This is a genomic window from Noviluteimonas gilva (assembly GCF_009740395.1).
In the GTDB taxonomy this organism is placed as follows: domain Bacteria; phylum Pseudomonadota; class Gammaproteobacteria; order Xanthomonadales; family Xanthomonadaceae; genus Noviluteimonas; species Noviluteimonas gilva.
In genome coordinates, this window is the sequence record NZ_WOXT01000001.1 from 256,503 (window position 1) to 282,325 (window position 25,823).

Genomic DNA, 25,823 nt, shown 5'->3' on the forward strand with positions numbered 1-25,823 from the left:
CGGCACGGGCGGTTAAACTGCCGCCCATGCCCTGGCTCGAACTCACGCTGCGCTGCCGCGAAGACGAACAACCGCGTTACGAACGCGCGCTCGACGATGTCGGCGCGCTCGCGGTGACGCTGCTCGACGCCGACGTCGACACCCCCAACGAACACGCGATCCTCGAACCCGGCGTCGGTGAGACGCCCTTGTGGGGCGAGATCAGTTTGTCGGCGTTGTTCGACGCGGAGACCGATGCGCTCGTGCTGCTTGCTGCGCTCGAATCCTTCGACCCGGAGCTGGATTGGTCGAACGCGAGCTTCCGCAAGGTCGAAGACCAGGATTGGGAACGCGCGTGGATGGATCAGTACGTGCCGCTCGCTTTCGGCGCGCGCACGTGGATCGTGCCGTGGAATCGCGAATTGCCGGTCGAGGCGCAGGCGCATGACGCGGCGGTCGTTCGGCTGGATCCGGGCCTGGCATTCGGCTCGGGCACGCATCCGACGACGTCCCTGTGCCTGCAGTGGCTCGACGCGCTCGCCGAGGCCGGGCAACTCGACGGCCTGACGGTGCTCGACTTCGGTTGCGGTTCGGGGATCCTCGCGCTCGCGGCGTTGAAGCTCGGCGCGGCGCGCGCGGTGGGCGTCGACAACGATCCGCAGGCCTTGATCGCCACGGCCGACAACGCGCAGCGCAACGGGGTCGATGATCGGATGAACGTGTTCCTGCCCGACGACGAACCCGCGGCGCAGTACCCGGTCGTCGTCGCCAACATCCTCGCCTCCGCGCTCGACGCGCTCGCCGATACGCTGGCTTCGCGCGTCGCGCCGGGCGGGCGGATCGCGCTGTCGGGCATTCTCGCCGGGCAGGAAGACGCGTTGCTCGATCGCTACGGGGAATGGTTCGACGCCCTGGCCGTCGCGCAGGAAGGTGACTGGATTCGCATCGACGGCGTGCGCGCGGCCTGAGCCGGTTGCGTTGCGGCGTGCTTGAATAGCCGCATGTTCGTCCTGTGCCCCCATTGCCAGTTCCTGGTCACCCTCGATCCGCGCAGCGGTCGGGCGCCGGAGGTGTGTCCGAGTTGCGGGAAGCCGCTTGACGCGCAATCGCAGGAAACGGTTGAAAGCACCGACGTGCCGGTGGAGGCGACACCGGAACCGGAAGCGCCCGTCGCACCGCCCGAGCCGACGCCCGAGCCAACGCCCGAGCCACCGCCGGCGGAACCGGACGCCGAACCCGCGCCGCAGCCAGCCCAACTCAACGCGGACGCCGTCATCGCGCTGATGGCGCAAAAACCGCCACGCAAGGCGCGCGCCGAAAAGCCGGTCGAGAAGCCTGCGAAACGCAAGCGCGAACCCGCACCCAAGCCTGCGCCCGTCGTCAAACCGCCGGCGCCGCCGAAGGTCGAACGCCCCGCGGGTCCGCCGATGTCTGTGCGCATTGCGGCGTGGTGGGCGTCGGTGAAGCCCAAGGCGAAGCCGAAGGTCGAAAAACCCGTCGCCGACAAGAAGCCCGCGGCGGACGAAACGAAGAAGAGAGCCACCGTCAGGCCCGTGTCCTCGTTGCGCGAGCGCGCCGCGAAGCGTGCGGAAGACGCGCGAGTCGCACCCGCCGTGCAAGTGGAAGCGCCCGTTGTCGAGACGCAGGTCGTGGTGTCGCCTGTCGTCGATGCACCTGTGGTTGAGACGCCTGTCGTTGAGACGCCTGTCGTTGAGACGCCTGTCGTCGCAACGCCAATCGAACCCGCGCGCGTCGAAACCGCGCCCATCGAATTCATTCCGCTCGCGCTGACGCCCGTCGAAGCGGCACTCGCGGTCGAAGCCTTGCGCACATCGACGCCGCCTGCCGTCGAACCTGCGCCTGCACCCGAATCCGAACCCGATCTCGTCGCCGCACCCCCCATCGCGGTCGAAGACACCCCCCCATCACGCGAACCCGCGTTACCGCCCGTCGCCCCTCAGCCACCCACGCTCTCCCCGGCACCAAAACCGCGCGTGGCCACCGCCGCGCCGAGCTTCGCGCGCACGCGCGCAGGCTTGCGCGGTGCGATGCCGACGCGTTGGCAGTCGTTCGCGACCATCGGCGCGTTGTCGGTGTTGCTCGTCCTGCAATTGTTGCTCGCGCAACGCGACGCGCTCGCGCAAACCGCGCGCTGGCGCCCGACGATGTCGGCGCTCTGCGCCGTCGTGCGATGCACGTTGCCTGCGTGGCGCGACCCTGAAGCCTTCACGATGCTCAGCCGCGACGTGCGCCCGCATCCGAGCGCGGCGGGGACGTTGCAGATCGATGCGAACTTCCGCAACGACGCGCGCTGGGCGCAGGCCTGGCCGCGCCTGGTGGTGAGCCTGTCGGACATCGACGGACGCGTGCTCGGTACGCGTGCGTTCACCGCGCGCGAGTACCTGGGCGACGCCGCGGCGACGCAAGCGACCCTCGCACCCGGCCAGACCGCGGCGATCAGCCTGTCCGTCGTCGAGCCCGCGCCGGGTGTCGTGGCCTTCAGTTTCGAATTCCGCTGAGCGGTCGTTCGCGGGTCGTGCACGTGCCCCATCGCCGCGCTAGACTCGCCCTCCCGTTCGGCTCGAGCGGGCGCGCCATCGCAGCAGGGGATTTCGTTTGAACGCCGCCGCCGACCGACAAGACAACCGCGCCGGCCCGCGTCCGCCGCTGCGCGAGCACGTCGCCAATTCCGTACGTCGCTACCTGCGCGACATGGACGGTTGCGAAACCGAAGACCTGTACAACATCGCGCTGCGCGAGCTCGAGATTCCGCTGTTCGCCGAAGTGCTGAACCATTGCGAAGGCAACCAGAGCCGCGCCGCCACGATGCTCGGCATCCATCGCGCCACGCTGCGCAAGAAACTGCGGGATTACGGGCTCGGCTGAGCCCCGTAAACGGGCCGCGCGCCCACGCCGCTATAATTCGCGGCCCCACATCCCGGTTTCCCCCGATGTCCGCCGATCGACTGCCCGTTCGCCGGGCCCTGCTGTCCGTTTCCGACAAGACCGGCCTGGTCGACCTGGCGCGCGCGCTGGCCGCGCTGAACGTCGAACTGGTGTCCACCGGCGGCACGTCCAAGGCCTTGCGCGATGCGGGCCTGGCGGTGCGCGACGTGAGCGAACTCACGCAGTTCCCCGAAATGATGGACGGCCGCGTCAAGACGCTGCACCCGCTGGTGCATGGCGGCCTGCTGGGTCGCAGTGGCACGGATGATGCGGTCATGCGCGAGCACGGCATCGCGCCGATCGACCTGCTGGTGCTGAACCTGTATCCGTTCGAAAAAGTGTCGGTCGATCCGAACAGCACGATGGAAGACATCGTGGAGAACATCGACATCGGCGGCCCGGCCATGCTGCGCTCTGCCGCGAAGAACTTCGCGCGCGTGGCGGTGGCGACCGACCCGATGCAGTACGCCGGCCTCATCGAAGAATTGACGGGCAACGACGGCACGCTGTCGGCGCGCACGCGTTTTGCGATGTCGGTGGCCGCGTTCAATCGCGTCGCGCAGTACGACGCATTCATCAGCGACTATCTGTCCTCGATCAACGAAGACGGCACGCGCGCGCACTTCCCGGCGCAGCAGAACAGCAACTTCGTGAAGGTCATGGACCTGCGCTACGGCGAGAACCCGCACCAGCAGGCCGCGTTCTATCGCGACCTGTGGCCGGTGCCCGGTACGCTGGCGACGTTCACGCAGTTGCAGGGCAAGGAACTGTCGTTCAACAACTTGGCCGACGCCGATGCAGCGTGGGAATGCGTGCGCCAGTTCGACCAGCCCGCGTGCGTGATCGTCAAACACGCCAACCCGTGCGGCGTGGCCGAAGCGGTCGATGTCGGCACCGCGTATGAATTGGCCTACGTCACGGACCCGACGTCGGCATTCGGCGGCATCATCGCGTTCAACCGCGCGCTCGATGGCGCCACGGCGAAGGCGATCCTCGACCGACAGTTCGTCGAAGTGCTGATCGCGCCGGAGTTCGACGACGCCGCGCTCGCCTATGCGAAGAAGAAGGCGAACGTGCGCGTGCTGCGCATCCCGCACGGTTGGGGCCGCAACAACGCCGACGTCAAGCGCGTGGGTTCGGGCCTGCTGATGCAGACCAGCGACATCCGCGAAGTGACGCGCGACGAACTCAAGGTCGTCACCAAGCGCGCGCCGACGCCGCAGGAGCTCGAAGACCTGCTGTTCGCCTGGCGCGTGGCGAAGTACGTGAAATCCAACGCGATCGTCTATGCGCGCGAAGGCCGCACCATCGGCATCGGCGCGGGCCAGATGAGCCGCGTGGTGTCGGCGAAGATCGCCGCGCTCAAGGCCGAAGAAGCCGGGCTCACGGTGCCGGGTTCGGCGATGGCCTCCGATGCGTTCTTCCCGTTCCGCGACGGCATCGACGCGGCGGCCCTCGCCGGCATCCGCACCGTGATCCAGCCGGGTGGTTCGATGCGCGACAACGAAGTGATCGCCGCCGCGGATGAGCACGACATCGCGATGGTGTTCACCGGTATTCGCCACTTCCGCCACTGATTCGCCCCGCCAGGAGCAACGCATGAAGATCCTCGTCATCGGTTCCGGCGGTCGCGAGCACGCGCTCGCGTGGAAGCTCGCGCAACCCACGCGCGTGACCGAAGTGCTGGTCGCGCCGGGCAACGCGGGCACGGCGATGGAGGACAAGTGCCGCAACGTCGGCGTGGACGCGAAGGACATCGACGGATTGCTGGCGCTGGTGGAACGCGAGAGTGTTTCGCTCACCGTCGTCGGGCCTGAGCAGCCGTTGGTGGCGGGCGTCGTCGATCGCTTCCGCGCCGCGGGCCATCGCGTGTTCGGGCCGACGGCCGCCGCGGCGCAGCTCGAAGGCAGCAAGGCCTTCGCGAAGGATTTCCTCGCTCGCCACGGAATTCCCACCGCGCATTACGCGGTGCACACGAAGGTCGACGAAGCGCTCGCCTACGTGCGTTCGAAAGGCGCGCCCATTGTTGTGAAGGCCGACGGCCTCGCCGCGGGCAAGGGCGTGATCGTCGCGATGACCCTGGAAGAAGCCGAGCACGCGATCGAAGACATGCTGTCCGGGGACGCCTTCGGCGCCGCGGGCGCGCGCGTGGTGATCGAGGAATTCCTCGACGGCGAAGAAGCGAGCTTCATCTCGATGGTCGACGGCGCGCACGCGCTGCCGATGGCGACCTCGCAGGATCACAAGCGCGCGCACGACGGCGACACCGGTCCGAACACCGGCGGCATGGGTGCGTATTCGCCCGCGCCCGTGGTGACGCCCGAAGTGCATGCGCGCGTGATGCGCGAAGTGGTCGAACCCACGGTGCGCGGCATGATCGCCGACGGCGTGCCGTTCACCGGCTTCCTCTATGCGGGGCTGATGATCGACAAGGCCGGCGCGCCCAAGGTGATCGAATACAACGTCCGCTTCGGCGACCCGGAAACGCAGCCGGTGATGATGCGACTGCGCTCGGATCTCGTGGACCTGGTCGAAGCGGCGATCGACGGAAAACTTTCGACGACGCAGGCCGAATGGGACACGCGCAAGTCGCTGGGCGTCGTGATGGCGGCCGAGCACTACCCTGCCACGCCGCGCTTGGGCGACATCATCAACTCGATCGATGCGCCCGATGTCGAAGACACGAAGGTCTTCCACGCCGGCACGCGTTTTGAAGGCGACCACGTCGTGACCTCCGGCGGCCGCGTGCTGTGCGTGTGCGCATTGGGCGATACGGTGGCGGAGGCGCAGCAACGCGCTTACGCGGAGATCGCCGGGATCTCGTGGCCGGGGGAATTCCATCGCCACGACATCGGTTGGCGGGCGATTGCGCGGGAGCGTGGCGAGGGGTGAGGCTCAGCGCTTCCTGGGTTTTGTCGCCTTTGTAACCGCGCCACCACGCGGCGAGCGCTTGGTCACCGGCCGCGGTTTGGGCGCATCGACGATCCTGACGCCTTCCAGCACGCCCGCGATTGCGCTCTGCAGCCGGGCCAGCAACGCTTCATGCTTCGATGCGCTCGCCACGAGCGAACGACGCAATGCCTCGTTCATGGCGGTTTGATAGCCGCGCCCTTCCGCTTCCGCGCGATCGCGGAACGCATCGAGCACGTCGTCGTCGATGTAGATAGTGATGCGGGTTTTGCCCGGCGTGGCGATGACTGCGCCGCGCCGCGCATTGGACCAATCAAGTTCGCGTGCCATGGTATTTCCTTCGTTCGCGCGCATCTGCCTTGCGTGCCGAAATGATTCGGATGTCGTGACTGCGCTCCGTCCATGTCACGACAAGCAATTTTCCCAGGGCATCCATTCCTATCGTGTTGAACCGATGCTCGCCTTCGGACCAGTCTTCTTGCGTCACTGCGCGCGGGTCCAACAAAACCGCTTCACAGTCGGCGAACGCCATCCCGTGCTTACGGACGTTGCTCCTGGATTTCCTGGCGTCGAACTCGACCATATATGCACATCGTGCATATGTCGACCCATCCTCCGATAGACGGCTTTTCCGCGACTGTCGCGGAAAAGCGGACGCTTACGCCGCGTCCCCTCTCAACTCCCGCACCTTCGCTTCCAGCAACTCGGCCGTCGCGATCTGCCCTTCCATCGGCGGCGCGGCAACGACTTCGACATGCGCGCGGAAGCGCCTCGGCACACGCATCCGCTTCAGGCGGCCGTCGCGCCTGCTCCACATGCTGGTCCACATGCCGCGCAGGGCCATCGGGACGACGGGGACGTCGCGGCGCGCGAGGATTTTCTCGACGCCCGACTTGAACGCGGTCATCTCGCCATCCTTCGTCAGCGCGCCTTCGGGGAAGATGCCCACGAGTTCGCCTTCGGCAAGGGCCGCGTCGATTTCGTCGAACGCGCGTTGCATCAATTCCGGGTTTTCGCGCGCGCCGGCGATCGGGATCGCTTTCGCCGTGCGGAAGATCCAGCGCATCACCGGGATGTTGAAGATCTTGTAGTACATGACGAAGCGCACGGGGCGCGGGATCGTCGCGGCCAGGATCAGCGCGTCCATGTAGCTGACGTGGTTGCACACCAGCAGCGCGGGGCCTTCGTCGGGCACGTTGTCCTCGATGCCGCGGGCGCGCAGGCGATACAGCGCGCGCACCAGCACCCAGCTGAGGAAGCGCATCAGGAATTCGGGGACGACGGTGAAGATCCACAGCGCGACGAGTGTGTTGGCGATCGCGAGCGCGAGGAACAACTGCGGAATCGTGAGGTGCGCGTACTGCAGGCCGACGATGCCCAGCACGGCGGCGAGCACGATGAAGCCGGCGTTCTGGATGTTCATGCCCGCGATCACGCGCGAGAGCTCGCCCTTCGGCGTGCGGCTCTGGATCAGCGCGAACAACGGCACCACGTAGAAGCCCGCGAACAAACCGATGCCGCTCAGGGCGACGATGGTGTGCATCAGGCCGTGTGCGTATGTCGCGCCGCCCTCCGGCAGCCACAACGACAGCACGAACAGGAACACGCTCATGCCGAACGCGCCGAGCGGCACCAGGCCGATTTCGACCGTGCGCGCGGAGAGCCTTTCGCAGAGGATCGAACCCACGCCCGTCGCGATCGAGAACACCGCCAGCAGCACGGTGTAGGTCGACACGTCGCCGCCGAGGTTTTCGTCGCCGTAGGTCGGCAGCTGCGCGGTCAGCATCGTGCCGACGAACCAGAACCACGACACGCCGAGCACGCCGTTGCGCACCGCCGGCTGTTTGCGCACCAGGCGCAACACGCGGATGGATTCGGGAATCGGATTCCAGCCGACCTTGAGGTCCGGCGCGCCGGCTTCGGTCGGCGGAATCGCGCGACTGACGAGGTTGCCCGCGACCGCGAACAGGATCACGGCAGTCGCCGCAACGATCGGGCCGTTGCTGCCTGCGACCTGGAAGATCATGCCGCCGAGCAGCATGCCGACGAGGATCGACACCGACGTGCCCATCTCGACCAGGCCGTTGCCGCCGGTGAGTTCTTCCGGCTTCAGCACCGAAGGCAGGATCGAATACTTCACCGGGCCGAACAGCGCCGATTGCACGCCGGTCGAAAACAGCGCGATGAGCAGCACCACCATGTTCTGCGTCATGAAGCCGATCGCAGCGCCGGTCATGATGGCGATTTCCATCATCGTGGTGATGCGGATCAGCCGCGACTTCTCCAGCTTTTCCGCGATCTGCCCCGCGGTGGCGGAGAAAAGGAAGTACGGCAGGATGAAGATCGCCGGCGCAAGGTTCGTATAGAAACTGCGCTCGTCGCTCGCAACGCCCATGAAGAACAGCAAGCCGATGATGGCTTGCCGGAAGACGTTGTCGTTGAAGGCGCCGAGCGACTGGGTCGCGAAGAACGGCAGGAAGCGCCGCTGGCGGAGGAGTTCGAACTGGTTGTGCGCCATTCCGTGCAACCGCCGCAGGGGATGGCGCGGAGCCTAGCAGAGCGCTTCGACCTGCGCGCTGGCCGGTGCCCGCGCGGGGATGGCATGCGGTTGCGCCGGCCCGCCGGCCTGTTGCGCGTGAACGACGAACAGCAGCTCGCTTGCGCGACCCTGCGCATCCAGCGCGCGAATGCACACGCGGCGCGGCGCGGCCTGCCAGGGCAGGCGCAGGCGGACGGTACGCACGCCGGCATGTGCGTCGCGCAAGGCATGCCACCCACCGCGGAAGACCAGGCCGTCGTGGTCGGCATCGACCGCCCAATCCTGGGGCGGCTCGCCGCGTGTTTCGCCGAGTTGGACCACGAGCCATTCGACATCGGGCGCGCTGCGCGAGCGTTCGCGTTCCACCCATGCCTGCGACAGCCCGCCGACGGGGGCGAAGCCCTTCGGATCGACCCGCAGCGATGGCCCGCGTTCGCCGCGCGGCAGGCAGGCGATAGCGCGGACATCGATGCGGGAATCGCAGCGCATCGCGAGGTGCTGCGACAACGTGGCCCTGAAGTGCCACCCCAGCACTATCACGCGCGAATAGTGGCCGTGCTCGCAGCGCGTGATCGCGCGGCTGAGCGTGGATTCGCCGGTGCGGCGATCGGGCGCGTCCACCCACACCAGCGTGCGTTCGCCTTCGCGCACGATTTCGCCGAGCAGCACGTCGCCGCCTGCGCGACGGCGCCCCGCGGCCGTCGTGCACACGGCCGACATCGAGAGCGGCCTTGCACCGAACGCCGCGAGCGCGGCGTGCATCGCGTTGACCGGTTGTGCGGCGGCATGGCGGCGCGTCCACTCGGCGGGCGTGGCGCCGACGTCCTCGATGCGGAAGCTCGTGTCGCCGCGCAGCAGCAGCGTGCGACGCAACGCCGCGCAACCGGCGGACTCGCGGACACACGCGATCCACGCCGTATGCGCGAGCGCGAGCGCCGGCAATCGCGACGCATCGTCGGCGATCAGCAACACCGTGCCGTCGCGACCGCTGGCGTTGCGCCGCACTTCCGGCCAACCGAACGCGTCGAGCACGAGTTGCACGGGACCGTGTTCGTTGGCGGGAATCTCGACGACGAGCGCCGCCTCCGGCGCGAGCGTGCGCAGCAACGCGAAGCAAGGCGTCCAACGCGCCAGACGTGTTGCGAGCGTGTCGTCGTCGCCCGCGGGATGCAGGTCGAGCACGATGCGCCCCGGCGGCGCGCCGAGGCCCTGGCGTTGTTCGGCGATCAGGGCGGCGACGCACAATGCCGGTGCACCGCACAGTACGCGGCGTGCGGGCGCGCGATGCTGTTGCACGGGATCGTCGGGCGCGAGCACGAGTTCCACCGGCACCGCGCGTTCGCGGTTCCGTCCGGTGGACGATTCCATGAGCCGTTGAGCCTGCCGGCGCCCGTTTGCGACCAGGCGCGGCAGCCGTTCCAGAAGCGAGGTGGCCATCGCGAATTACCTGCCATGAACCCGATTGGTTCAATGAGAATAACGCGATAATTGCAAGGCGTTCGCGCGCCAGCGCCTAAGGTCGGCGCCATGAAAAGCGAACAGGCGATGTTCGGCGAGCGCTTGCGAAATGCGTTGAAGGCCGCTGGTTATGCGGAGAGTGCGACGGAAATCTGCGATGCCCTTCCGCGGCATGAGGGTGATCCCACGACGCCGCAAGCGGTTTCGCGCTGGTTGCACGGAAAGAGCATCCCGCGTCAGCGCAATCTCATCGCGTTGGCGAAACTGCTCCGCATCGAACCTACCGCGTTGCAGTACGGAACGGTGCCGACTTCCCGCGTTCGCGAGACGCGCGTCGAATTTCGCATTCCGGCGACGGATCAGCACGCGATCGATGCGTTCATCGCGTTGCCGGCCAAGTCGCGCAAGATCGTGCGGGAATTGATCGAGACGCTGCGCGAGAACGATCAGAAGAAGAAACGCTGAGCGCGTAGCGCGCCCACGGTTCGAGGATCAGGCGACCCAGCCCGCGATCACGAACAACGCCAGCACCGCCAGCCACAGCAGCAGGATCCGCCACACCAGGCTCATGGCATCGCGCAGTTCGGGCAGGCCCGGCACGCCGCGCGAGACGGCCACGCCGCCGTCGGCGACGTATTCGGTGTCGATGTCGTCGAGCGCTTCTTCCGCCAGTTCGCTGCGCACGCTGGCGCGCGCCGCGGCCGCGAGGAAGCGCGTGTCGCCCGAGTAACCCGCGCCACCGGCGGCCTTCCAGGCCTGGAAGACGCTGTCGAAATTGCCGACGAGCGCCAGCGACAGGGTCATCAACTGGGCGACCGGCCAATCGAGGAATGCGAGCACGGTGCGCGCGGCCTGCGATGCGCCTTCGGGCAGGCGCTTCTGTGCTTCGCCCTGTGCGCACAGCGACACCAGGCGATAGAGCAACGCGCCGAACGCACCGAGCAGCAGGAACCAGAACAGCACGCCGAACCACCGCCACAACGCGCAACGGAACACCGCTTCGACGAGCGAGCCGCCATCGAGCGTGGGTTCCACTTGATCCGGGAACAGGCGCGCGGCGGCCTCGCGGCGGGCGGCGGGATCGGCGGCGTTGACCACCGATTCGACATCGTGGTCCAGGTCGCGCGGGCCCCACGCATAGAACAACGCGGCGAGCGCGAACACGAAGGCCGGGAATCCGTAGAAGTCCCCGCGCAAGGCGATCTGCAACAACGCGACGAGCAACAGCGGCGGGCCAATGGCGAACAACATCCCGCCCGCGCCGCGCCACGCCGGATTGTCGCCGAGCTGCGCGGCGAGCCATTCGAGCCAGCGGATGAACCAATCGTAGCGGCGCAACGCGACCAGCGCCGGCATCGAGTGGCCGACGAGGAGCGCGATGACGACGGCGATCAGCGTAATGGACATCGACGACCTCGATCGAGCGGGACCGTGACATCGGACCCGTCAGCGGGATGATACGGAATCATCCCATGCGCAATCAGCGCGTGACGGATGCCAACCAGGACTGGATCAACCAACGTGCGATGGAAATCGGCGCGGACAGCGCGATGCCGCCTTCCTCTTCTTCGGGCCCGACGGCCCAGTCGCGCGCCAATCCGGCGCGGATGGTGTCGGCATCGAACCAGCGCGCGTCGTCCAGTTCCTCCCCCACCACGGGGACGTCGGGGCCGGCTTCGGCAAGGAATCCGAGCATCAGCGAACCGGGAAACGGCCACGGTTGCGAGGCGACGTAACGGCACGAGCGCACGATCACGCCGGTTTCCTCGAGCACTTCGCGGGCGACGGTTTGTTCGAGCGATTCGCCCGGCTCGACGAAACCGGCGATCACCGACCAGCGCCGCGGCGGCCAGTTGCGCTGGCGCCCGAGCAACAGGCGTTGTCCGTCGGTGACCGCGGTGATGATCGCCTGATCGGTGCGCGGGTAGTGCTCGCTGCCGCAGCGCGCGCACTGGCCCAGCCAGCCGGCGCGCACGAATCCGAGTTCGCCACCGCACACGCCGCAGAACTTGTGGCGCGCATGCCAATGCAACATCGCGCGCGCCTGCGCGAACACGGTGGCCTCGAAGGTGGGCCATTGCGTGGCCGCGGTGCGCAGTTCGATGCGCGCCGGTGCGTCGTACGCCACGAGCTTGGCCGATTGCGCGAACCACGCCTGCCCTTCGCGCAAGCCGAGGAAGATCGCGGTGCCGGGGCCACCGCCGAGGGTTGCGCCTTCGGGGGCGAGCAAGGCGTCGTTACGGTCGGCGTACGCGCGGCCGTCGTCTTCCAGCACGACGATGCGTGCCTGCGGCCACAACGATGCGAGGGTTTCAGGGTCGTCGCGAAGATGGTCGGCGCGATCGAGCGCGCCGTCGACGAAGGCGAAAGGCGATGGGTTGTTCGTCACACGGTGAAGCTGCTGCCGCAGCCGCACGTGGTCTTCGCGTTGGGATTGCGGATGACGAACTGCGCGCCCTGCAGGCTTTCGCTGTAGTCCACTTCCGCGCCCATCAGGTATTGCAGGCTGAGCGGATCGACGAGCAGCGTGACGCCGTCGGTTTCCACCGCCACGTCATCCTCGCCGCGCGATTCGTCGAATTCGAACCCGTACTGGAACCCCGAGCACCCGCCGCCCTGGATGTACACGCGCAGCTTGAGGTCGGCGTTGCCCTCCTCGGCGATGAGTTCGCGGACCTTCGCGGCCGCGGCCGGCGAGAACTGCACGGGGGCGTCCAGCTGCTGCCAGGTGGGGAAATCGATCAGTTCCATGCGCGACAAGATGCGGGCCGACGGCGCCGCAATCAAGCGGCGCGGGGCCAAAGGCGAGGAAACCGCCTGACTCAGGCGGCGTTGACCGCCACCAGCGTCGGACCTTCGTGCACGGCGGCCGTGGTGGCATCGGCGTGGACCAGGCGGCCCGTCAGCTGGGCGCCGGCGTGCATTTCGACCATGCGGTAGTGCACGTTGCCCTGCACGCGGGCCTTGGCGGCCAGTTCGATGCGCTCGGCGGCGTGGACGTCGCCTTCCAGGCGGCCATCGATCATCACGACCGGCGCGCGCACTTCGCCCTCGATGCACCCGTGTTCGGAGAGCATCAGCACGGCCTGCGTGCCTTCGGTGGCGGTGACGCGGCCGATGATGCGGCCTTCGACGTAGAGCCCGCCGCTGAATTCGATATCGCCGCGGATGGTGACCTGCGGACCGATGAGCGTGTCGACGGCCTGGCCGTCGCGCGAAGAAGGCTTTGCTTGTGAACCCTTGAACATCCCCACTACTCCCCGGGTGACGACATCGATGACCACGCGAGCGCCGTGTCGACGTTCGCGCCCTTGCCGCGCAGCGCCACCTTGACGCGCTGCGGCGTGAATCCGGCGGGCAACACGATGCTGCCGCCAAGCCGCTGGAAATAGCGGAATTCGTATTGTTGCCCCGCGGCCGCCGGCTTTTGTTGCATCTCGTCCCACTTCACCGTCGTCAGGCGCCCGTCCCTCACCCCTTCGACGTCGAACTTCATTTCGCCCTGGCTCACCGCGCCGCGATTGAGGCTTTGCGTGAGCACGACCTGGTAGCGCCAGCTGCCGCCGGCTTCGCGTTCGAATTCCGCCGAATGCACGGTCAGGCCCTTGCGCTCGGCACCGCTGCCGACGAAACGTTCGTAGAAGGCGACGTCGGCGCGCAGGCTCGCGATCTGCTCGTCCTTGTCGGCCAGCATCGCCTGCACGTCGCGGTTGGCGTCGCGGGTGATCTGGTCGGAGCGCGTGAGCGTGGAGACGCGTTGCTGGAGTTCGGAGACCTGGGCCTGCGAGGCCTTCAGGCGGCGATCGCTCTCGGCGATGCGGGCTTCGGGCGAACCGACCGTGGGTTTGGCGAGCCACCAGGCCAGGCCACCGCCGACCAGCAGGCCGAACACCACGGCGCCCACGAGCCAGCCCCAGGCCGGCACGCGGCCGCGGCCTTCACGGGGGACGATCTCGAATTGCGGGCTGGGCCTCGGGGTCGGCTCCATCGCGGGCTCCACGGGACGACGCGAGGGCCGCGCCTATACTCGGGCCGGCGAGTGTACGGCCTTTGCCCGCCGGCCGATTGGAGGAACGTTCCCATGTCCGAAGCCCATCTTTTCGCGATCGGGATATTGCTGGCCTGGCTGGCGGGGATCCGCGTGTACCTCACGGTGTTCGGCATCGGTCTTGCCGGCGCGATGGGCTGGCTCGACCTGCCGACCGCGCTGGAACCCACGACCTCGCCCTGGGTGCTCGGCGTCTCGGGCCTGCTGGCGGCGGCGGAGTTCTTCGCCGACAAGATTCCCGGCGTCGACTCGGGCTGGGACCTGCTGCACACGGTGCTGCGCGTGCCGGTCGGTGCATTCCTCGCGGCGGCGACCCTTTCGCCCGACGGGAGCCTCGGCCCCGGCATGCTCGCCACCGGTGCGGGCGTGGCCCTCACCAGCCACGTGCTGAAGGCGGGAAGCCGCGCGTTGCTGAATACTTCCCCGGAACCGGTGAGCAACTGGACCGCCTCGGTGACCGAGGACGTGGCGGTGGTCGGCGGACTCGCGCTCGCCTTCGCGCATCCCTGGATCGCGCTGGCGATCGTCATCGTGATCAGCGTGCTGATGGCGACCGCGGTGTGGTGGCTGTGGCGGAGCATCCGCCGCGCGCTTTTCGGGCCCCGCACGGTGCCGGCGACCACGAATGTGCCGCAGTGAGGAACACGTCACGTCTTGCAAGCGGCTGGCCGAAGGCGTATCCAGTTTCCGTGCTCTTCCCTTGATGGGGAGCAGGGGATAATGGCGGCACACGCCGGGGGAGCCGATGCCCGCCACCAAAAAACGCCAACAGGCGTCGACCGATCCGCTGTCGCAATTCCGCGGCGGCGTGGATGGCCTTGCGCAACATTTGCGCAATCGTCGCGCGATGGGCTGGGATCCCGGCTCGTTCGAGCAGATCGCCCATGAAGTCGACCGCCTCCACGGACAGGCCGTGCGCCTCGACCAGCGCTGGGCGGGCATGCTCGCGCAGTTGCACGGGCAGATTTCGGCCGCGCGCGTCGCGCAGCACATGCCGGATGCCGCTTCGACCGCGCAGCTGATCTCGGTCGCCGAAAATCTCCTGCTGCAGTTGCCGACCGCCGCGAAAGCCGCCGACGACGAGCCTGCCGCGCGCGCCGAAACCCCGCCGCAGGGTTACTGGCGCCGCTGGAGCGAAGACGCACCGGCGGTCGACGCCGCCCCCGACGCGACCGCGCAGGACGCCACGCCCGGCGAACCCGTGCCGACGTCCGCATCCGCTTCGACCGGATCGTCCCCGACGCCCGCAACGGCCGACAACGTCCCCCTGCCCCCGCTGGGCACGGGCGAAGAACCGCCGTATCGCGTGCTCATCGTCGAAGACGACCGCGCGCAGGCGATGTTCGCCGAGGGTGTGTTGAACGGCGCCGGCATCGAAGCCGTCGTCGCCGCCGAATCGCGCGACGTGCTGGACATGATGGAGCGCGTCAAGCCGGACCTGGTGCTGATGGACCTGCACATGCCCGGCATGTCGGGCACCGAACTGACGACGATGATCCGCGCGCACGAGTCGTTCCTGCACACGCCGATCGTCTTCCTCACCGGCGATCCGGATCCGGAAAAGCAATACGAAGTGCTCGAAGTCGGCGCCGACGATTTCCTGCAGAAGCCCATCCGCCCGCGGCACCTGATCGCCGCGATCGAAAGCCGCGTCAAGCGCGCACGCGCCCTGGGCAAGCAGCGCATGACCGAAGCCAGCCGCCACCCGGCGACCGGCCTGATGGCGCGCCCGGTGTTGTTGCAGCAGTTGAGCACCGCGTTGCCGGTGAACGCCGGCGGCGTGTACTTCCTCGAAATCGAAGGCACCTCGACGCTGCGCGAACGCTTCGGCTACGCCGCGCTCGAACGCCTGATGACCGAAGCCGGCCGCCGCCTGGGCGCGCTCGCCGGCGCGCATCCGGCCACGCGACTAAACGATCACTCGTTCCTGATCTACACGCCGAACCTCGAAGACCTCGCGCTCGATCGCCAGGCGCGCGTATGGCGCGACGGGCTGTCGCAGAAGCCCTTCGATGTCGACGGGCACTCGATCAAGTTGCGCGTCACCGTCGGATACACGGCGCTGCGCCACGGCTTCACCGATGCGGGTAGCGCGCTGGAAGCCGCGGAACAGGCGTCGCGCCACGCGCGGTCGCAGGCGCTGGGCATCTTCGCGTACGAACCGCCGAACCACGGCCAGACGAGCGACTTGTCCGACTATCTGCGCGACGCGCTCGCGGACGATCGCTTCGAATTGATCTACCAGCCGATCGTCGCGGTCGCCGGCGGCGACGAAGCGCAATACCAGACGCTGCTGCGCATGCAGGCGGCCGACGGCACCCTGCACAACGCCGCCGAAATCGTGCCCGCCGCCGAACAGGCCGGGATGATCCACGACATCGATCGCTGGGTGCTGGAACGCGCGCTCGACGTGTTGCAACAACGTCGTGCGCAGAGTCGACCGGTGCGTTTGTTCGTGCCGCAGTCTTCGCGCACGCTCGCACGCGATGCGTATGCCGAATGGCTCGCCTCCGCGATCGCGGTGCGTGGCCTGGAAGGCCCATCGCTGGTCATCGACATTCGCCTGGCCGACGCGCTGATCCACGCGGTGACGCTGAAATCCTTCTGCGATCAGCTCGTGCCGGTGGGCGTGCAGTTCTGCCTGAGCCAGTACGAGCATTCGCCGGACGCCGATTCGCTGCTCACACAGTTGCCGCTCGGCTACATCCGCCTGTCGGCGCGTTACGCGCATGCCGATGGCGGCGCGTTGCGCGATGCGATGCGCACGTCGATCGACCGCGCGCATCGCCAGGGCCTGCAAGTGATCGGACACAGTGTCGAAGATCCGCAAGCCGCAGCGACTTTGTGGATGAGCGGCATCGACTTCATCCAGGGCAACCTCGTCCAGCAGGCGGCGAGCGAGCTCGATTTCGACTTCAAGAACGCGGTGCTCTGATGCCCGAACGCCAGGCCACGAGCCGCTGGCTCACGATGCGGTGGCTGGCGCTCGGCGCGGCCGCCGGTGCAGCGGTTTCGCTCGCGCTGGAAGCGGGCGGGATCGAAGGTCCCTGGCAATTCGCCGCGCTGCTCTTCGTGCTGACCGCACTGATCGCGCTGATGGCGATCGTCTACGTGCTGCATCGTCGCGACCAGCAGATGGCGGCGATGGAAGAGAAGGCGCAGAAGGACCAGTTCCAGGTCGACCAGTTGCAGCGCGAAATCCAGCGCCACCACGAACTCGAACAGCAATTGACGAAGGCCAAGCAGGCGGCCGAATCGGCGGTGCTGGCCAAGGGCGAGTTCCTCGCCACGATGAGCCACGAAATCCGCACGCCGCTCAACGGCATCGTGCCGATGCTCGATCTTCTGTTGCACGCGCGCTTGCTGCCCGATCAGCACGAGCTCGTGCGCACGGCGTACACCTCGTCGCAGCAGTTGCTGCGCATCGTCGACGACATCCTCGACTACTCCAAGCTCGAAGCGAACAAGCTCGAACTGGAAACCACGACCTTCAACCTGCGCGACCTGCTCGAAGCGGTCATGCAGTTGATGGAGCGTCCTGCCGAATCCAAGGGCCTGCGCCTGCACCTGCACCTGGATCCCGGCGTGCGCCTGCCGGTGCGCGGCGATCCGGTGCGCCTGCGCCAGGTGCTGACGAATCTGATCAGCAATGCGGTGAAGTTCACCGAGCGCGGTTCGATTTCGGTCAGCGTGCGCCGCGTGGGCGAAACCACGGCGCAGCACCAGTTGCGTTTCGAAGTGCGCGACACCGGCATCGGCATCGCGACCGATGCGCAGTCGCGCCTGTTCCATGCCTTCACGCAAGCCGACGCGTCGACCACGCGTTTGTACGGCGGCACGGGCCTGGGCCTGGCGATCTGCCACCGCATCGTGGATTTGATGGGCGGCCGCATCGGCGTGCAATCCGAACCCGGGCACGGGGCGACCTTCCATTTCGAAATCCCGCTGCTCAAGGTGCTCGGCGACATGCCGACGCGCGAATCCGACCTCAGCGGCCAGCGCCTGCTGCTGCTCACGTCGGACGCGCGCCTGCGCACGCGCCTGAGCATGTTGATGCCGAATTGGGGGTTGCGCGTCACGACGGTGGAGACGACGCAGGAAGCGCTCGATCGCCTGCGCGCCGCCGCGACGCAAGGCCCGCCGTGGACCTACGGCGTCGTGCTCGCCGATCTGGGAAGCATGCGAAACACGGCGATCGCACTGCATCGCAACGTCGGCCGGCACGCGAGTTTCGGCGACGTGCGCCTGGTCTATCTGTATTCCGACGAAGAAGTGCCGCAGGAACTGCACACCGGCGCGACGCTGCTGCCGCGCCAGGCGCCCGACGCGGAACTGCGCGCGGCGCTCGCGCAACGCGCCCCGCGCGGCGAAACGACCGAAGAACGCAAGGCGTACGACAGCGACAAGCCCGCCAAGCATTGGCAGGCGCGCGTGCTGCTGGTCGAAGACAACCCGGTCAACCTGCTCGTCGCGCAGCGCCTGTTGAGCGTGCTCGGCCTGGAATGCGACACGGCCACCAACGGCGAAGCGGCGTTGATGCGGATGCGCGATGGCAACTACGACCTCGTGCTCATGGATTGCCAGATGCCGGTGCTCGATGGCTACAGCGCCGCGCGCAAGTGGCGCGAAATCGAAGGCGCCGATCCGACCGGTCCGCACCTGCCGATCGTCGCGATGACGGCGAACGCGATGGCCGGCGATCGCCAGCGCTGCCTCGAAGCGGGCATGGACGACTACCTCGCCAAGCCCGTGACGCGCGGACAACTCGAACATTGCCTGCGCCGCTGGCTGCAGGACACGCCGCGTGCGCGCGGTCCGTCGGCGGAAGCGTTCGCCGATGCGACCGCCGGCCCGTCGATGCCCGCCAGGCCTGCAACGCCCGTGCCGCCGGTCGCGCCGACGTCGTCGCGTCCGCCTTCCTTCGCGATGCCGACCGTGGAGTCCGCCGACATGCCTGTTGCGCCGCCGAAGCCGCCTGCCGCACCGTCGCCGGAGCCGACGCCGACCGTGATGCAAACCGCGCCGGTCGATCCGATCATCGACGACGGCGCGCTCGACGAGCTCTACGCCGTCATCGGCGCGGACGCCTCGCGCATCGTGCAGGTCTTCCTCGAAGATGCGCCGCACTTGCTCGCGCAACTCGAACGCGCGGCGCTGGCGCCGGACTACAACGCATTGCGCGAAGCGGCGCACTCGCTGAAATCCTCCAGCGCGAACCTCGGCGCGATGGCGCTGTCAGCCGCCGCCAAGCGCATCGAACTCGGCGCGCGCATGGAAACGCTGGACCGTCCCGCGGTCGCGGTGACGATGCTGACGGACGAATTCGAACGCGCGCGCGCGGCGTTGCAGCTCAGGCTGCGCAAGCGCCGCACGGCGGAGGTTTGACGCTGACTACTCTTCGATCTTCGTGATCAGGTAGTTCGCTTCACCGACGCGTCCGATCAAGTCGAGCTGCGTTTCGATCCAGTCGATGTGTTCCTCTTCCGAATCGAGGATGTCGGTGAACAAGCGGCGGCTTACCGAGTCGCGGATGCTCTCGCAGTAGGAGATCGCATCGCGCAGCACCGGCAGGGCTTCGAGTTCCAGCGCGAGGTCGGCCTTGAGCACTTCGACCGGGTTCTCGCCGATGCGAATCTTGCCGAGCGCCTGGAAGTTCGGCAGGCCTTCGAGGAACAGGATGCGCTCGGCCAGTCGATCGGCGTGCTTCATCTCGTCGATCGATTCCTTGTATTCGTGCTCGGCCAGTTCCTTCAGGCCCCAGTTCTTCAGCATCTTGGCGTGCAGGAAGTACTGGTTGATCGCGGTCAGCTCGTTGTAGAGCGCCTTGTTGAGATGTTCGATGACCTTGGGGTCGCCCTTCATATCCGTGCTCCGTGCGGGAATGCGCGGATGCTAGCGCTCCTGCGCAAGGCACGACGAAACGCGATGCGTTTGCATTCAACGCACCGCGGTCGGTTGGAGTTGGGTCGAAACGAAGGGCCGCCTCAGGCGGCTTGCAGCACCGGCAGTTCGGCGAAGCCCGGCTCGGCGGGCGCGTGGCGCGCCAGCAGGTCCGCGGCCATGTCCATGCAGCTGCCGCAGGTGGAGCCGGCGCCGGTGCGCATCGTCAGCTCGGTCACGCTCGTGACGCCGCTTTCCGCGGCCTCGCGAATGGTGCTGTCGGTGATGCCGTGGCAGATGCAGACGAACATGGGGGAGGAACCGCAGGCCGGGGAGGACGGCGCCATTTCCCCATAAATGCGAATCATTGTCAATTCGTTTCGGGTGCGGATCCGCCGCTCCGTTCACCCGCCGCTGCCCGGCGGCGCGGGCGCTGGCTGTGGCCGCTGGGCCGCAGGTCCTTGCCCGGGTGCGGAACCGCCGTTGCGCCGGCCACCTGTCGCGCAAACGGCGCCAGATGCCCCAGGGCGCTGGCATACACGCTGCGCTTGAAGTTCACGACGTGCTCGACCGGGTACCAGAAGTCCACCCAGCGCCAATTGTCGAATTCAGGTTTCTCGGTGCCGTCCAGGCACAGATCGCACTCCTGCCCGGTGAACTGCAGCAGGTACCAGACCTGCTTCTGCCCGATGCAGACCAGCTTGTCGTTGCGGCGGATGGCCCGTTGCGGCAGCCGATAACGCAGCCAGCCCGGCGTGACGCCCAGGACGGCGACGTGGTCCGGCAGCAGGCCGGTTTCCTCGCGCAGCTCGCGATACATGGCCTCGAGCGGCGTCTCGTCCGTATTCATCCCGCCTTGCGGGAACTGCCAGCCGTCGCGGTGGACACGGCGCGCCCAGAACACCCGTCCATCCGGGTGCATGAGGACGATGCCCACGTTGGGGCGGTAACCGTCCGGATCGATCACGATGCGGACTCCGAAATGCACTGCGACCGACTCTGCCACGCCCCCGGCAGACCCACAAGCGGACATTGGTGAAGGCCGGCGAGCATTGACGCCACAGCCCCCCGCCGTGAATAATTCGCGGCTCTCCGTGGCTATGTAGCTCAGCCGGTTAGAGCACAGCACTCATAATGCTGGGGTCGGTGGTTCGAGTCCACCCATAGCCACCACAGTCGAAAGGCCGGCCTTGCGCCGGCCTTTTGCTTTTCCGGTCAGCCCTGCACGGGCGTGGCCTCCGGGAATTTCCACGTGCCGTCGAGCACTGCCTTGTGCGGCCGATACAGGCGCACGAGGTAATTCCAGCCCGGCGTGATCGGCAGGCAATTGGGCACCTTGCCGTCGCAACCACCGAACTGGATCGCGATCGAACCATCCGGCGATTTCTGCCCGGTGATGTTGTTGAACGAGTACGCGTTCTGCGGATTGGCCTGGAAGAACCCATCCTTGTCGTACACCGTGACCGACCAGAAGCCCTCGACCGGCACGTCCTTCACGACGAGGCGGTGCACGGTCTTGCCGTCGTTCTGCGCCGGCGTGAAGTTCAGATAGGTCGCTTCCTTTTCCGGATTGCCGCCCCAGGCCGTCGCCACGCCGATGAGGCGACGCACGGGGTCGACGTCGGCCTTCATGCCGAACATGTGGTTCTTGTCGGGCAAGGTATCGCCGAGCACGGTCAGTGCATCGGTGAGTTTCTTGTAATCGGCGAGGTTCCATTTCGGAACGTCGAACTTGCCCGGCCCGCCGGGTTGCTCGACTTTCGCTTCGTCCTGCTTGGCGTGCACCGCGGCGAGATCGTCGGACTTGTTCGGATCCACCAGCATGCGCAGTGCGACGAGGGCGTAGCGCGTACCGATGTCCTTGCGCGTGATCGTGTATTTGCCTGGCTTGTAGGCGACCTGGTGCGAGTACTGGTCTTCGTCGAAGACCTGCATCGACATGAAGCGATCGCCGACGTCGGGCAAGGTCACGGTCACCGGCCCGGCATCCAGATCGACCACCACGGCCGAATACAGCGTGTCGCGGTTCTGGCGGACGACCCGCTGCTTGTCGATCGGCGTGAGTTCGCGGTTGTGGTTGAACTTGCCGAACCCGCCATCCTTCACGACGTTCGCGAACGCCAGGTCGGTCGCGGCGCGCCCGTAGTTGTCGGCCGTGACGGGCGTCGAGCCCGGTTCGGGTGCCGCGGTGGCCGCCGGCGTCGCGGCTTCCGCACTCGGCGCGGCGGCGTGGGTGGTGGTCGACGCAGGCGCAACGGGCGTTTCCGCGCGCTGGCAACCCGCGAGGGCGAAGGCGATGGACGAGATCAGGATCAGGCGCATGGCGGGCAATCCCTGGTGGAAACGATCGGGAGGATGCCTCCACCGGTCCGCGTTGCGCGTCAGTAGTTCTACGGAGCGATAGAATCAGCAAATGGACATTTTCAAATCCTTCACGCTCGAAGCCGCGCACCGGTTGCCGAACGTTCCGCCGGGGCACAAGTGCGCGCGGCTGCACGGGCATTCGTTCCGCGTGGAGATCCACGTCTCGGGCGAGCCCGGCGCGGACACGGGCTGGGTGATGGATTTCGCCGACATCAAGTCCGCGTTCCGACCGCTCTACGACCAGCTCGACCACCACTATCTCAACGACATCGAAGGCCTGGACAACCCGACGAGCGAAGTGCTCGCCAAGTGGATCTGGACGCGCCTGAAGCCGGCGCTGCCGTTGTTGTCGGAAATCGTGGTGAACGAAACCTGCACGTCCGGCTGCCGCTACCGCGGCGATTGAGCCGGAAGCGCGCGCGTTCGAAGCGCGTCAGATCCGCAGGCGCGGATCGACTTTGAGCGGCGTCAGGTGATCCAGGTGCAGCTTCGCAAAATCCGGATGCTGCGGATTGAGCACGACGTTGCACTCGCCCTCGCACACCGCGCTCGGCACGCGCAGCGCGAGTGAATCCTGCGCCTTCGCCCATCGGTCGCCGATCTGGCGCACGGTGTCGCGATACGGACGTTCCTTCCAATCGCTCGGCAGATCGAGCTGCGCGAGCACGGTGCTCATCGGCACCGTGGCCTGCGCGAGCAGGAGTTTGTCGGGCGTCTCGCCTTCCAGGTGCACGAGGTATTCGAGGATCGCCGCGGCCGGCGTCAGCGATGCATACACGCCCGGCGTGCGCGGCGACGTCCAACGTCCACCTGCATCCGCGCCCGAGCCCGAAAACGGCTCCGCGGCCTTGCGCGGTTCGATGACGCGATACACGTGCAACTCATCGCCCGTGAGTCCCGTTTCGTGCAAGGGCACGCGCGATTGCGTCGGCGTTGCGGTGACGGGCGTGGTTCGCGACGGCGGATCGCTCGCGGGAAACGAATCGGCGATGGATTTGTCCAGCGCGAGTTCTTCGGACTTTGTCGTGCTCATGCACGTAGCGTCGTCGCGCGTGCGTTGCGCACGCGTGAATGATGGAGTGCGGGAGAAAAATGGGGGCGGCGACATCGGTCGCCGCCCGCCCCATCAGACGTGGCCGCCCCTTGGCACCTCGTCGGACATCGCGTGCATCGGGCTGACCGGCGGTGCTTCCTGGATGTCGCGATCGGCGCTGGCCAGATTGGCCGCGCGCGATGCAGCGCTCCGGCTGCTGCGTGCCTGGCCGCCCTTGCGCCCCGCGGCGCGTGCTTCTTCCGAATCGAACTCGTGGGCCACGCCTTGCGCGTGGGCGGCACGCCCGCCTTGTGCGGCGATGCTGCGTTGCTTCTCGGGATCCATCGATGCGAAGCCGCGATTGCTGGTCCCTGTTCCTCGTGTTGCCATTGACGTTCTCCTTCACGCGCCCGGGGGATGGAGCGGCTCTTCAGTGACGCACGAACCGGGCCATTCATCCGGTCCTGACCGAAGGCGCGCGCCGACGCGGGAATTTCATTCCGGTGCGCCGGCGGCCTGGACCGCCGTCAGATGGCTCCTGAGCTTGGGAAGGGCGTCGCTGGCAAGCAGGCGGACCGATTCGCTGAGCGTGGTGTCGGTGCTGGCGGAGGTGAACATCGCGATCGCTGCTTCGTGTTGTTCGCGATAGGTCGCGAGCAAGCGAGCGTCGAATGCTTCGCCTTGCAGATCGGAGAGTTCCTTCGCCACCTCGACCGTGGGCGGCGTCCCGAGCGTCGGCGCGAGCGAGGTGATCTCATCGCGCAGCGCCACGTGGTCGCCGTTTAACATGCGCGAAAGCTGCTTGTTTTTCGCGTTGCCGCGCGACATGCCGAGTTCGGTCGTCGCGATCTCCGCTTCATTGCCGCGCGCGGCCGCCGACAGGAACGAGAGGTCGCCGGGATTGAGCTGCGCAGTGCCCGGTGTCGCGGCGCCCGGCGCTGCAGGCGCGATCGTCGATGCCGTCGCGATCGTCGAAGGCGATACGGCGACGGTGCTCGCCGCGCTCGTGCCGCGGTCTGCGTACGCGTCCTGCTTGCCGCGATCGCAACCGCTGGTCGCCGCGATCGCCGCAAGCGACAGCCACATCAAGTTGTGAGGAATGTGAAGACGCATCGGCCTGCCTCCTGCCACTCGGGGGACGCCTGAGTGACGCAATCGGCATGCCCACCGCGTGAATGCGCCGGAAAATCCTTCCGGTTGCGGAAAATCTAGCTCGGCCTTCACCCCGGGATCGCTTACTGCGGAGTAAACCGCAACGCGTCCCCCGCGCCGAGCCCGACATGGATGCCTCCCAGTCGTCCGAGAAGACGACGAGCGACCCCAATACGATCCGCGCGCCGACGCTGCTCATCGTCGACGACGATGTCGGCTTCGTGCACGCGACAGCGGAAGTCGCGCGACTGGAGGGATTCGAAATCACCATCGCGAGCGAACTCGGCCAGGCGCTGCATCGCATGCGCCAGCACGATTACGATCTCGCGCTCGTCGACCTCGACCTGCCCGACGGCAGTGGGCTGCAGTTGCTCGAGGACATCGATGTGCAACGCACGCACGCCGTGATCGTCACCGGTCGCCCCACGGTCGAGTCGGCGCTGCAATCGCTGCGCAGTTCGGTGGTCGACTACCTGGTCAAACCCATCTGTCCCGATCGCTTGCGCGAACTGCTGCATGCCGCCGCCACCGATCGTCGCATCGCACCGCCGGTTGCGCCGACGCCGAACCACGGCATGGTCGGTGCATCGCGCGGGTTCCAGACGGTGTGCCGGATGATCGAGAAAGTCGCGCCGACCGACGCGGCCGTCCTCGTGCACGGCGAAAGCGGCGTCGGCAAGGAACTCGTCGCGCGCGCGATCCATGAAGCGAGCGGACGCACGGGACCGTTCGTTGCGGTGAACTGCGGCGCGGTCGCAGGCGAGTTGCTTTCGAGTCAATTGTTCGGCCACGAGAAAGGCAGCTTCACCGGCGCGTTCTCGCGGCACCTGGGGTTCCTCGAACAAGCGGCGCACGGCACCCTGTTCCTCGACGAGATCACCGAAATGGCGCCGGTGCTGCAGACGCACCTGCTGCGCGTGCTCGACTTCGGTTGCTATCGCCGCGTCGGCGGACATGCGGACCTGCCGGTGGAAGTGCGCATCGTGTCGGCCACCAATCGCGATCCGCGCGAGGCCGTCGCCAGCGGTCGCTTGCGCGAAGACCTCTATTACCGCCTCAGCGGTTTCGACATTCCCGTCCCGCCGCTGCGCGAACGCGACGGCGATGCGTTGCGCCTGGCCAATGCGTTCCTCGCCGAACTCAACACGCGCGGCGGCACGCGCCATGCCTTCGCGCCCGACACGATCGACGCGATCGCCCGCGCGGCCTGGCCCGGCAACGTGCGCGAATTGCGCAACGCGGTGCAGCGCAGCTACATCCTCGCCGAGGACGGTGTGGTGCGCATCGCGCCGCAATCGTTCCCGAAACCGGCGGACGAGTCCTCGCACACGATCACCTTCACCATCGGCACGTCGTTTGAGGAAATGGAACGACGGATCCTGCGCAAGACGCTGCAGCATTACGGCAACAACCGCAGGCGTGCGGCGGCGGCGCTGGGGATCACGGCGCGGACGATTCGGAATCGATTGGCGCGCGAACGCGGTGGCGCGGCGACGGATGACGACGAGGGTTGA

General features: G+C 67.3%; 27 protein-coding genes and 1 tRNA gene. 12 read left to right on the forward strand and 16 right to left on the reverse strand.

Annotated elements, in window-relative coordinates; translation table 11 throughout:
* The first annotated feature begins 26 nt into the window (after window positions 1–26).
* From prmA to purD, 5 genes are all read left to right on the forward strand, one after another.
* A complete protein-coding gene (gene prmA, locus GN331_RS01135; RefSeq protein ID WP_156639556.1) occupies window positions 27–947 on the forward strand; it encodes a 50S ribosomal protein L11 methyltransferase in 921 nt (306 codons plus the stop codon).
* 33 nt (window positions 948–980) lie between these two features.
* Window positions 981–2,498, forward strand: coding sequence for a DUF3426 domain-containing protein (locus GN331_RS01140; protein WP_156639557.1), 1,518 nt, complete (start codon window positions 981–983; stop codon window positions 2,496–2,498).
* Between the two features lie 97 nt (window positions 2,499–2,595).
* On the forward strand, window positions 2,596–2,865 hold the full coding sequence (fis, locus tag GN331_RS01145) for a DNA-binding transcriptional regulator Fis (RefSeq protein WP_156639558.1): 270 nt from the start codon (window positions 2,596–2,598) through the stop codon (window positions 2,863–2,865).
* 65 nt (window positions 2,866–2,930) lie between these two features.
* Window positions 2,931–4,502, forward strand: coding sequence for a bifunctional phosphoribosylaminoimidazolecarboxamide formyltransferase/IMP cyclohydrolase (purH, locus tag GN331_RS01150; protein WP_156639559.1), 1,572 nt, complete (start codon window positions 2,931–2,933; stop codon window positions 4,500–4,502).
* A gap of 22 nt (window positions 4,503–4,524) precedes the next feature.
* Window positions 4,525–5,817 carry a phosphoribosylamine--glycine ligase gene (gene purD / locus GN331_RS01155; protein ID WP_156639560.1) on the forward strand — a complete coding sequence of 431 codons (1,293 nt, stop codon included), beginning with the start codon at window positions 4,525–4,527 and terminating at the stop codon, window positions 5,815–5,817.
* A 3-nt stretch (window positions 5,818–5,820) separates the two neighbouring features.
* Here purD and GN331_RS01160 read toward each other — a convergent pair whose 3' ends face one another.
* From GN331_RS01160 to GN331_RS01175, 4 genes are all read right to left on the reverse strand, one after another.
* Window positions 5,821–6,189, reverse strand: a complete 369-nt coding sequence (locus GN331_RS01160) for a BrnA antitoxin family protein (RefSeq protein WP_197426952.1) — start codon at window positions 6,187–6,189, stop codon at window positions 5,821–5,823.
* Entirely contained in the window at window positions 6,149–6,418 is a 270-nt protein-coding gene (locus tag GN331_RS01165) for a BrnT family toxin (RefSeq protein WP_156639561.1), read from the reverse strand. The genes GN331_RS01160 and GN331_RS01165 overlap by 41 nt, the downstream gene beginning before the upstream one ends.
* Window positions 6,419–6,493: 75 nt before the next feature.
* Window positions 6,494–8,353 carry an MFS transporter gene (locus GN331_RS01170; protein ID WP_156639562.1) on the reverse strand — a complete coding sequence of 620 codons (1,860 nt, stop codon included), beginning with the start codon at window positions 8,351–8,353 and terminating at the stop codon, window positions 6,494–6,496.
* Window positions 8,354–8,386: 33 nt separating this feature from the next.
* Window positions 8,387–9,742: a hypothetical protein gene (locus GN331_RS01175; protein WP_156639563.1), complete on the reverse strand. Its 1,356-nt coding sequence runs from the start codon at window positions 9,740–9,742 to the stop codon at window positions 8,387–8,389.
* Window positions 9,743–9,901: 159 nt separating this feature from the next.
* Here GN331_RS01175 and GN331_RS01180 point away from each other — a divergent pair, with 159 nt between their 5' ends.
* Window positions 9,902–10,297, forward strand: a complete 396-nt coding sequence (locus GN331_RS01180; RefSeq protein WP_156639564.1) for a helix-turn-helix domain-containing protein — start codon at window positions 9,902–9,904, stop codon at window positions 10,295–10,297.
* Between the two features lie 27 nt (window positions 10,298–10,324).
* Here GN331_RS01180 and GN331_RS01185 read toward each other — a convergent pair whose 3' ends face one another.
* The 5 genes from GN331_RS01185 to GN331_RS01205 all read right to left on the reverse strand — a co-directional run bounded on the left by GN331_RS01185 (window position 10,325) and on the right by GN331_RS01205 (window position 13,820).
* Complete coding sequence (locus GN331_RS01185) at window positions 10,325–11,239, reverse strand: hypothetical protein (RefSeq protein WP_156639565.1); 915 nt, start codon at window positions 11,237–11,239, stop codon at window positions 10,325–10,327.
* 73 nt (window positions 11,240–11,312) lie between these two features.
* The gene (gene nudC / locus GN331_RS01190; protein ID WP_331713320.1) at window positions 11,313–12,221 is read right to left on the reverse strand and encodes an NAD(+) diphosphatase; all 909 of its coding nucleotides are present in this window, start codon (window positions 12,219–12,221) and stop codon (window positions 11,313–11,315) included.
* Window positions 12,218–12,583, reverse strand: coding sequence for an iron-sulfur cluster insertion protein ErpA (gene erpA, locus GN331_RS01195; RefSeq protein ID WP_156639566.1), 366 nt, complete (start codon window positions 12,581–12,583; stop codon window positions 12,218–12,220). Before erpA ends, nudC begins: the two co-directional genes overlap by 4 nt.
* A gap of 71 nt (window positions 12,584–12,654) precedes the next feature.
* Window positions 12,655–13,080, reverse strand: coding sequence for a bactofilin family protein (locus tag GN331_RS01200; protein WP_156639567.1), 426 nt, complete (start codon window positions 13,078–13,080; stop codon window positions 12,655–12,657).
* A 5-nt stretch (window positions 13,081–13,085) separates the two neighbouring features.
* Complete coding sequence (locus tag GN331_RS01205) at window positions 13,086–13,820, reverse strand: DUF6776 family protein (RefSeq protein WP_156639568.1); 735 nt, start codon at window positions 13,818–13,820, stop codon at window positions 13,086–13,088.
* Between the two features lie 93 nt (window positions 13,821–13,913).
* On the opposite strand from GN331_RS01205, the gene GN331_RS01210 reads away from it, so the two are divergent.
* From GN331_RS01210 to GN331_RS01220, 3 genes are all read left to right on the forward strand, one after another.
* Window positions 13,914–14,519, forward strand: a complete 606-nt coding sequence (locus GN331_RS01210; RefSeq protein WP_156639569.1) for a DUF4126 domain-containing protein — start codon at window positions 13,914–13,916, stop codon at window positions 14,517–14,519.
* A gap of 106 nt (window positions 14,520–14,625) precedes the next feature.
* Complete coding sequence (locus GN331_RS01215) at window positions 14,626–16,815, forward strand: EAL domain-containing protein (protein ID WP_231734311.1); 2,190 nt, start codon at window positions 14,626–14,628, stop codon at window positions 16,813–16,815.
* Window positions 16,815–19,265, forward strand: coding sequence for a hybrid sensor histidine kinase/response regulator (locus GN331_RS01220; RefSeq protein WP_231734312.1), 2,451 nt, complete (start codon window positions 16,815–16,817; stop codon window positions 19,263–19,265). The genes GN331_RS01215 and GN331_RS01220 overlap by 1 nt, the downstream gene beginning before the upstream one ends.
* A gap of 6 nt (window positions 19,266–19,271) precedes the next feature.
* On the opposite strand, the gene bfr is transcribed toward GN331_RS01220, so the two are convergent.
* The 3 genes from bfr to GN331_RS01235 all read right to left on the reverse strand — a co-directional run bounded on the left by bfr (window position 19,272) and on the right by GN331_RS01235 (window position 20,727).
* Window positions 19,272–19,742 (reverse strand): bacterioferritin, encoded by a 471-nt coding sequence (gene bfr / locus GN331_RS01225; protein WP_156639570.1) that lies wholly within the window; start codon window positions 19,740–19,742, stop codon window positions 19,272–19,274.
* A 122-nt stretch (window positions 19,743–19,864) separates the two neighbouring features.
* Window positions 19,865–20,071 carry a (2Fe-2S)-binding protein gene (locus GN331_RS01230; protein ID WP_156639571.1) on the reverse strand — a complete coding sequence of 69 codons (207 nt, stop codon included), beginning with the start codon at window positions 20,069–20,071 and terminating at the stop codon, window positions 19,865–19,867.
* Between the two features lie 59 nt (window positions 20,072–20,130).
* On the reverse strand, window positions 20,131–20,727 hold the full coding sequence (locus GN331_RS01235) for an RNA pyrophosphohydrolase (RefSeq protein ID WP_331713321.1): 597 nt from the start codon (window positions 20,725–20,727) through the stop codon (window positions 20,131–20,133).
* A 129-nt stretch (window positions 20,728–20,856) separates the two neighbouring features.
* Between GN331_RS01235 and GN331_RS01240 the strand changes: the two genes are divergently transcribed.
* Window positions 20,857–20,933: transfer RNA gene (locus tag GN331_RS01240), tRNA-Met, on the forward strand.
* Window positions 20,934–20,975: 42 nt separating this feature from the next.
* Here the strand turns inward: GN331_RS01240 and GN331_RS01245 are convergent.
* Window positions 20,976–22,082, reverse strand: a complete 1,107-nt coding sequence (locus GN331_RS01245) for a DUF1254 domain-containing protein (protein WP_156639573.1) — start codon at window positions 22,080–22,082, stop codon at window positions 20,976–20,978.
* A 91-nt stretch (window positions 22,083–22,173) separates the two neighbouring features.
* Between GN331_RS01245 and queD the strand changes: the two genes are divergently transcribed.
* On the forward strand, window positions 22,174–22,530 hold the full coding sequence (gene queD / locus GN331_RS01250; RefSeq protein ID WP_156639574.1) for a 6-carboxytetrahydropterin synthase QueD: 357 nt from the start codon (window positions 22,174–22,176) through the stop codon (window positions 22,528–22,530).
* 27 nt (window positions 22,531–22,557) lie between these two features.
* On the opposite strand, the gene GN331_RS01255 is transcribed toward queD, so the two are convergent.
* From GN331_RS01255 to GN331_RS01265, 3 genes are all read right to left on the reverse strand, one after another.
* Window positions 22,558–23,157, reverse strand: coding sequence for an RES family NAD+ phosphorylase (locus GN331_RS01255; RefSeq protein ID WP_197426953.1), 600 nt, complete (start codon window positions 23,155–23,157; stop codon window positions 22,558–22,560).
* A 93-nt stretch (window positions 23,158–23,250) separates the two neighbouring features.
* The gene (locus tag GN331_RS01260; RefSeq protein ID WP_156639578.1) at window positions 23,251–23,547 is read right to left on the reverse strand and encodes a KGG domain-containing protein; all 297 of its coding nucleotides are present in this window, start codon (window positions 23,545–23,547) and stop codon (window positions 23,251–23,253) included.
* 105 nt (window positions 23,548–23,652) lie between these two features.
* Window positions 23,653–24,243 carry a DUF4142 domain-containing protein gene (locus GN331_RS01265; RefSeq protein ID WP_197426954.1) on the reverse strand — a complete coding sequence of 197 codons (591 nt, stop codon included), beginning with the start codon at window positions 24,241–24,243 and terminating at the stop codon, window positions 23,653–23,655.
* Between the two features lie 194 nt (window positions 24,244–24,437).
* On the opposite strand from GN331_RS01265, the gene GN331_RS01270 reads away from it, so the two are divergent.
* Window positions 24,438–25,823 (forward strand): sigma-54-dependent transcriptional regulator, encoded by a 1,386-nt coding sequence (locus GN331_RS01270; protein WP_197426955.1) that lies wholly within the window; start codon window positions 24,438–24,440, stop codon window positions 25,821–25,823.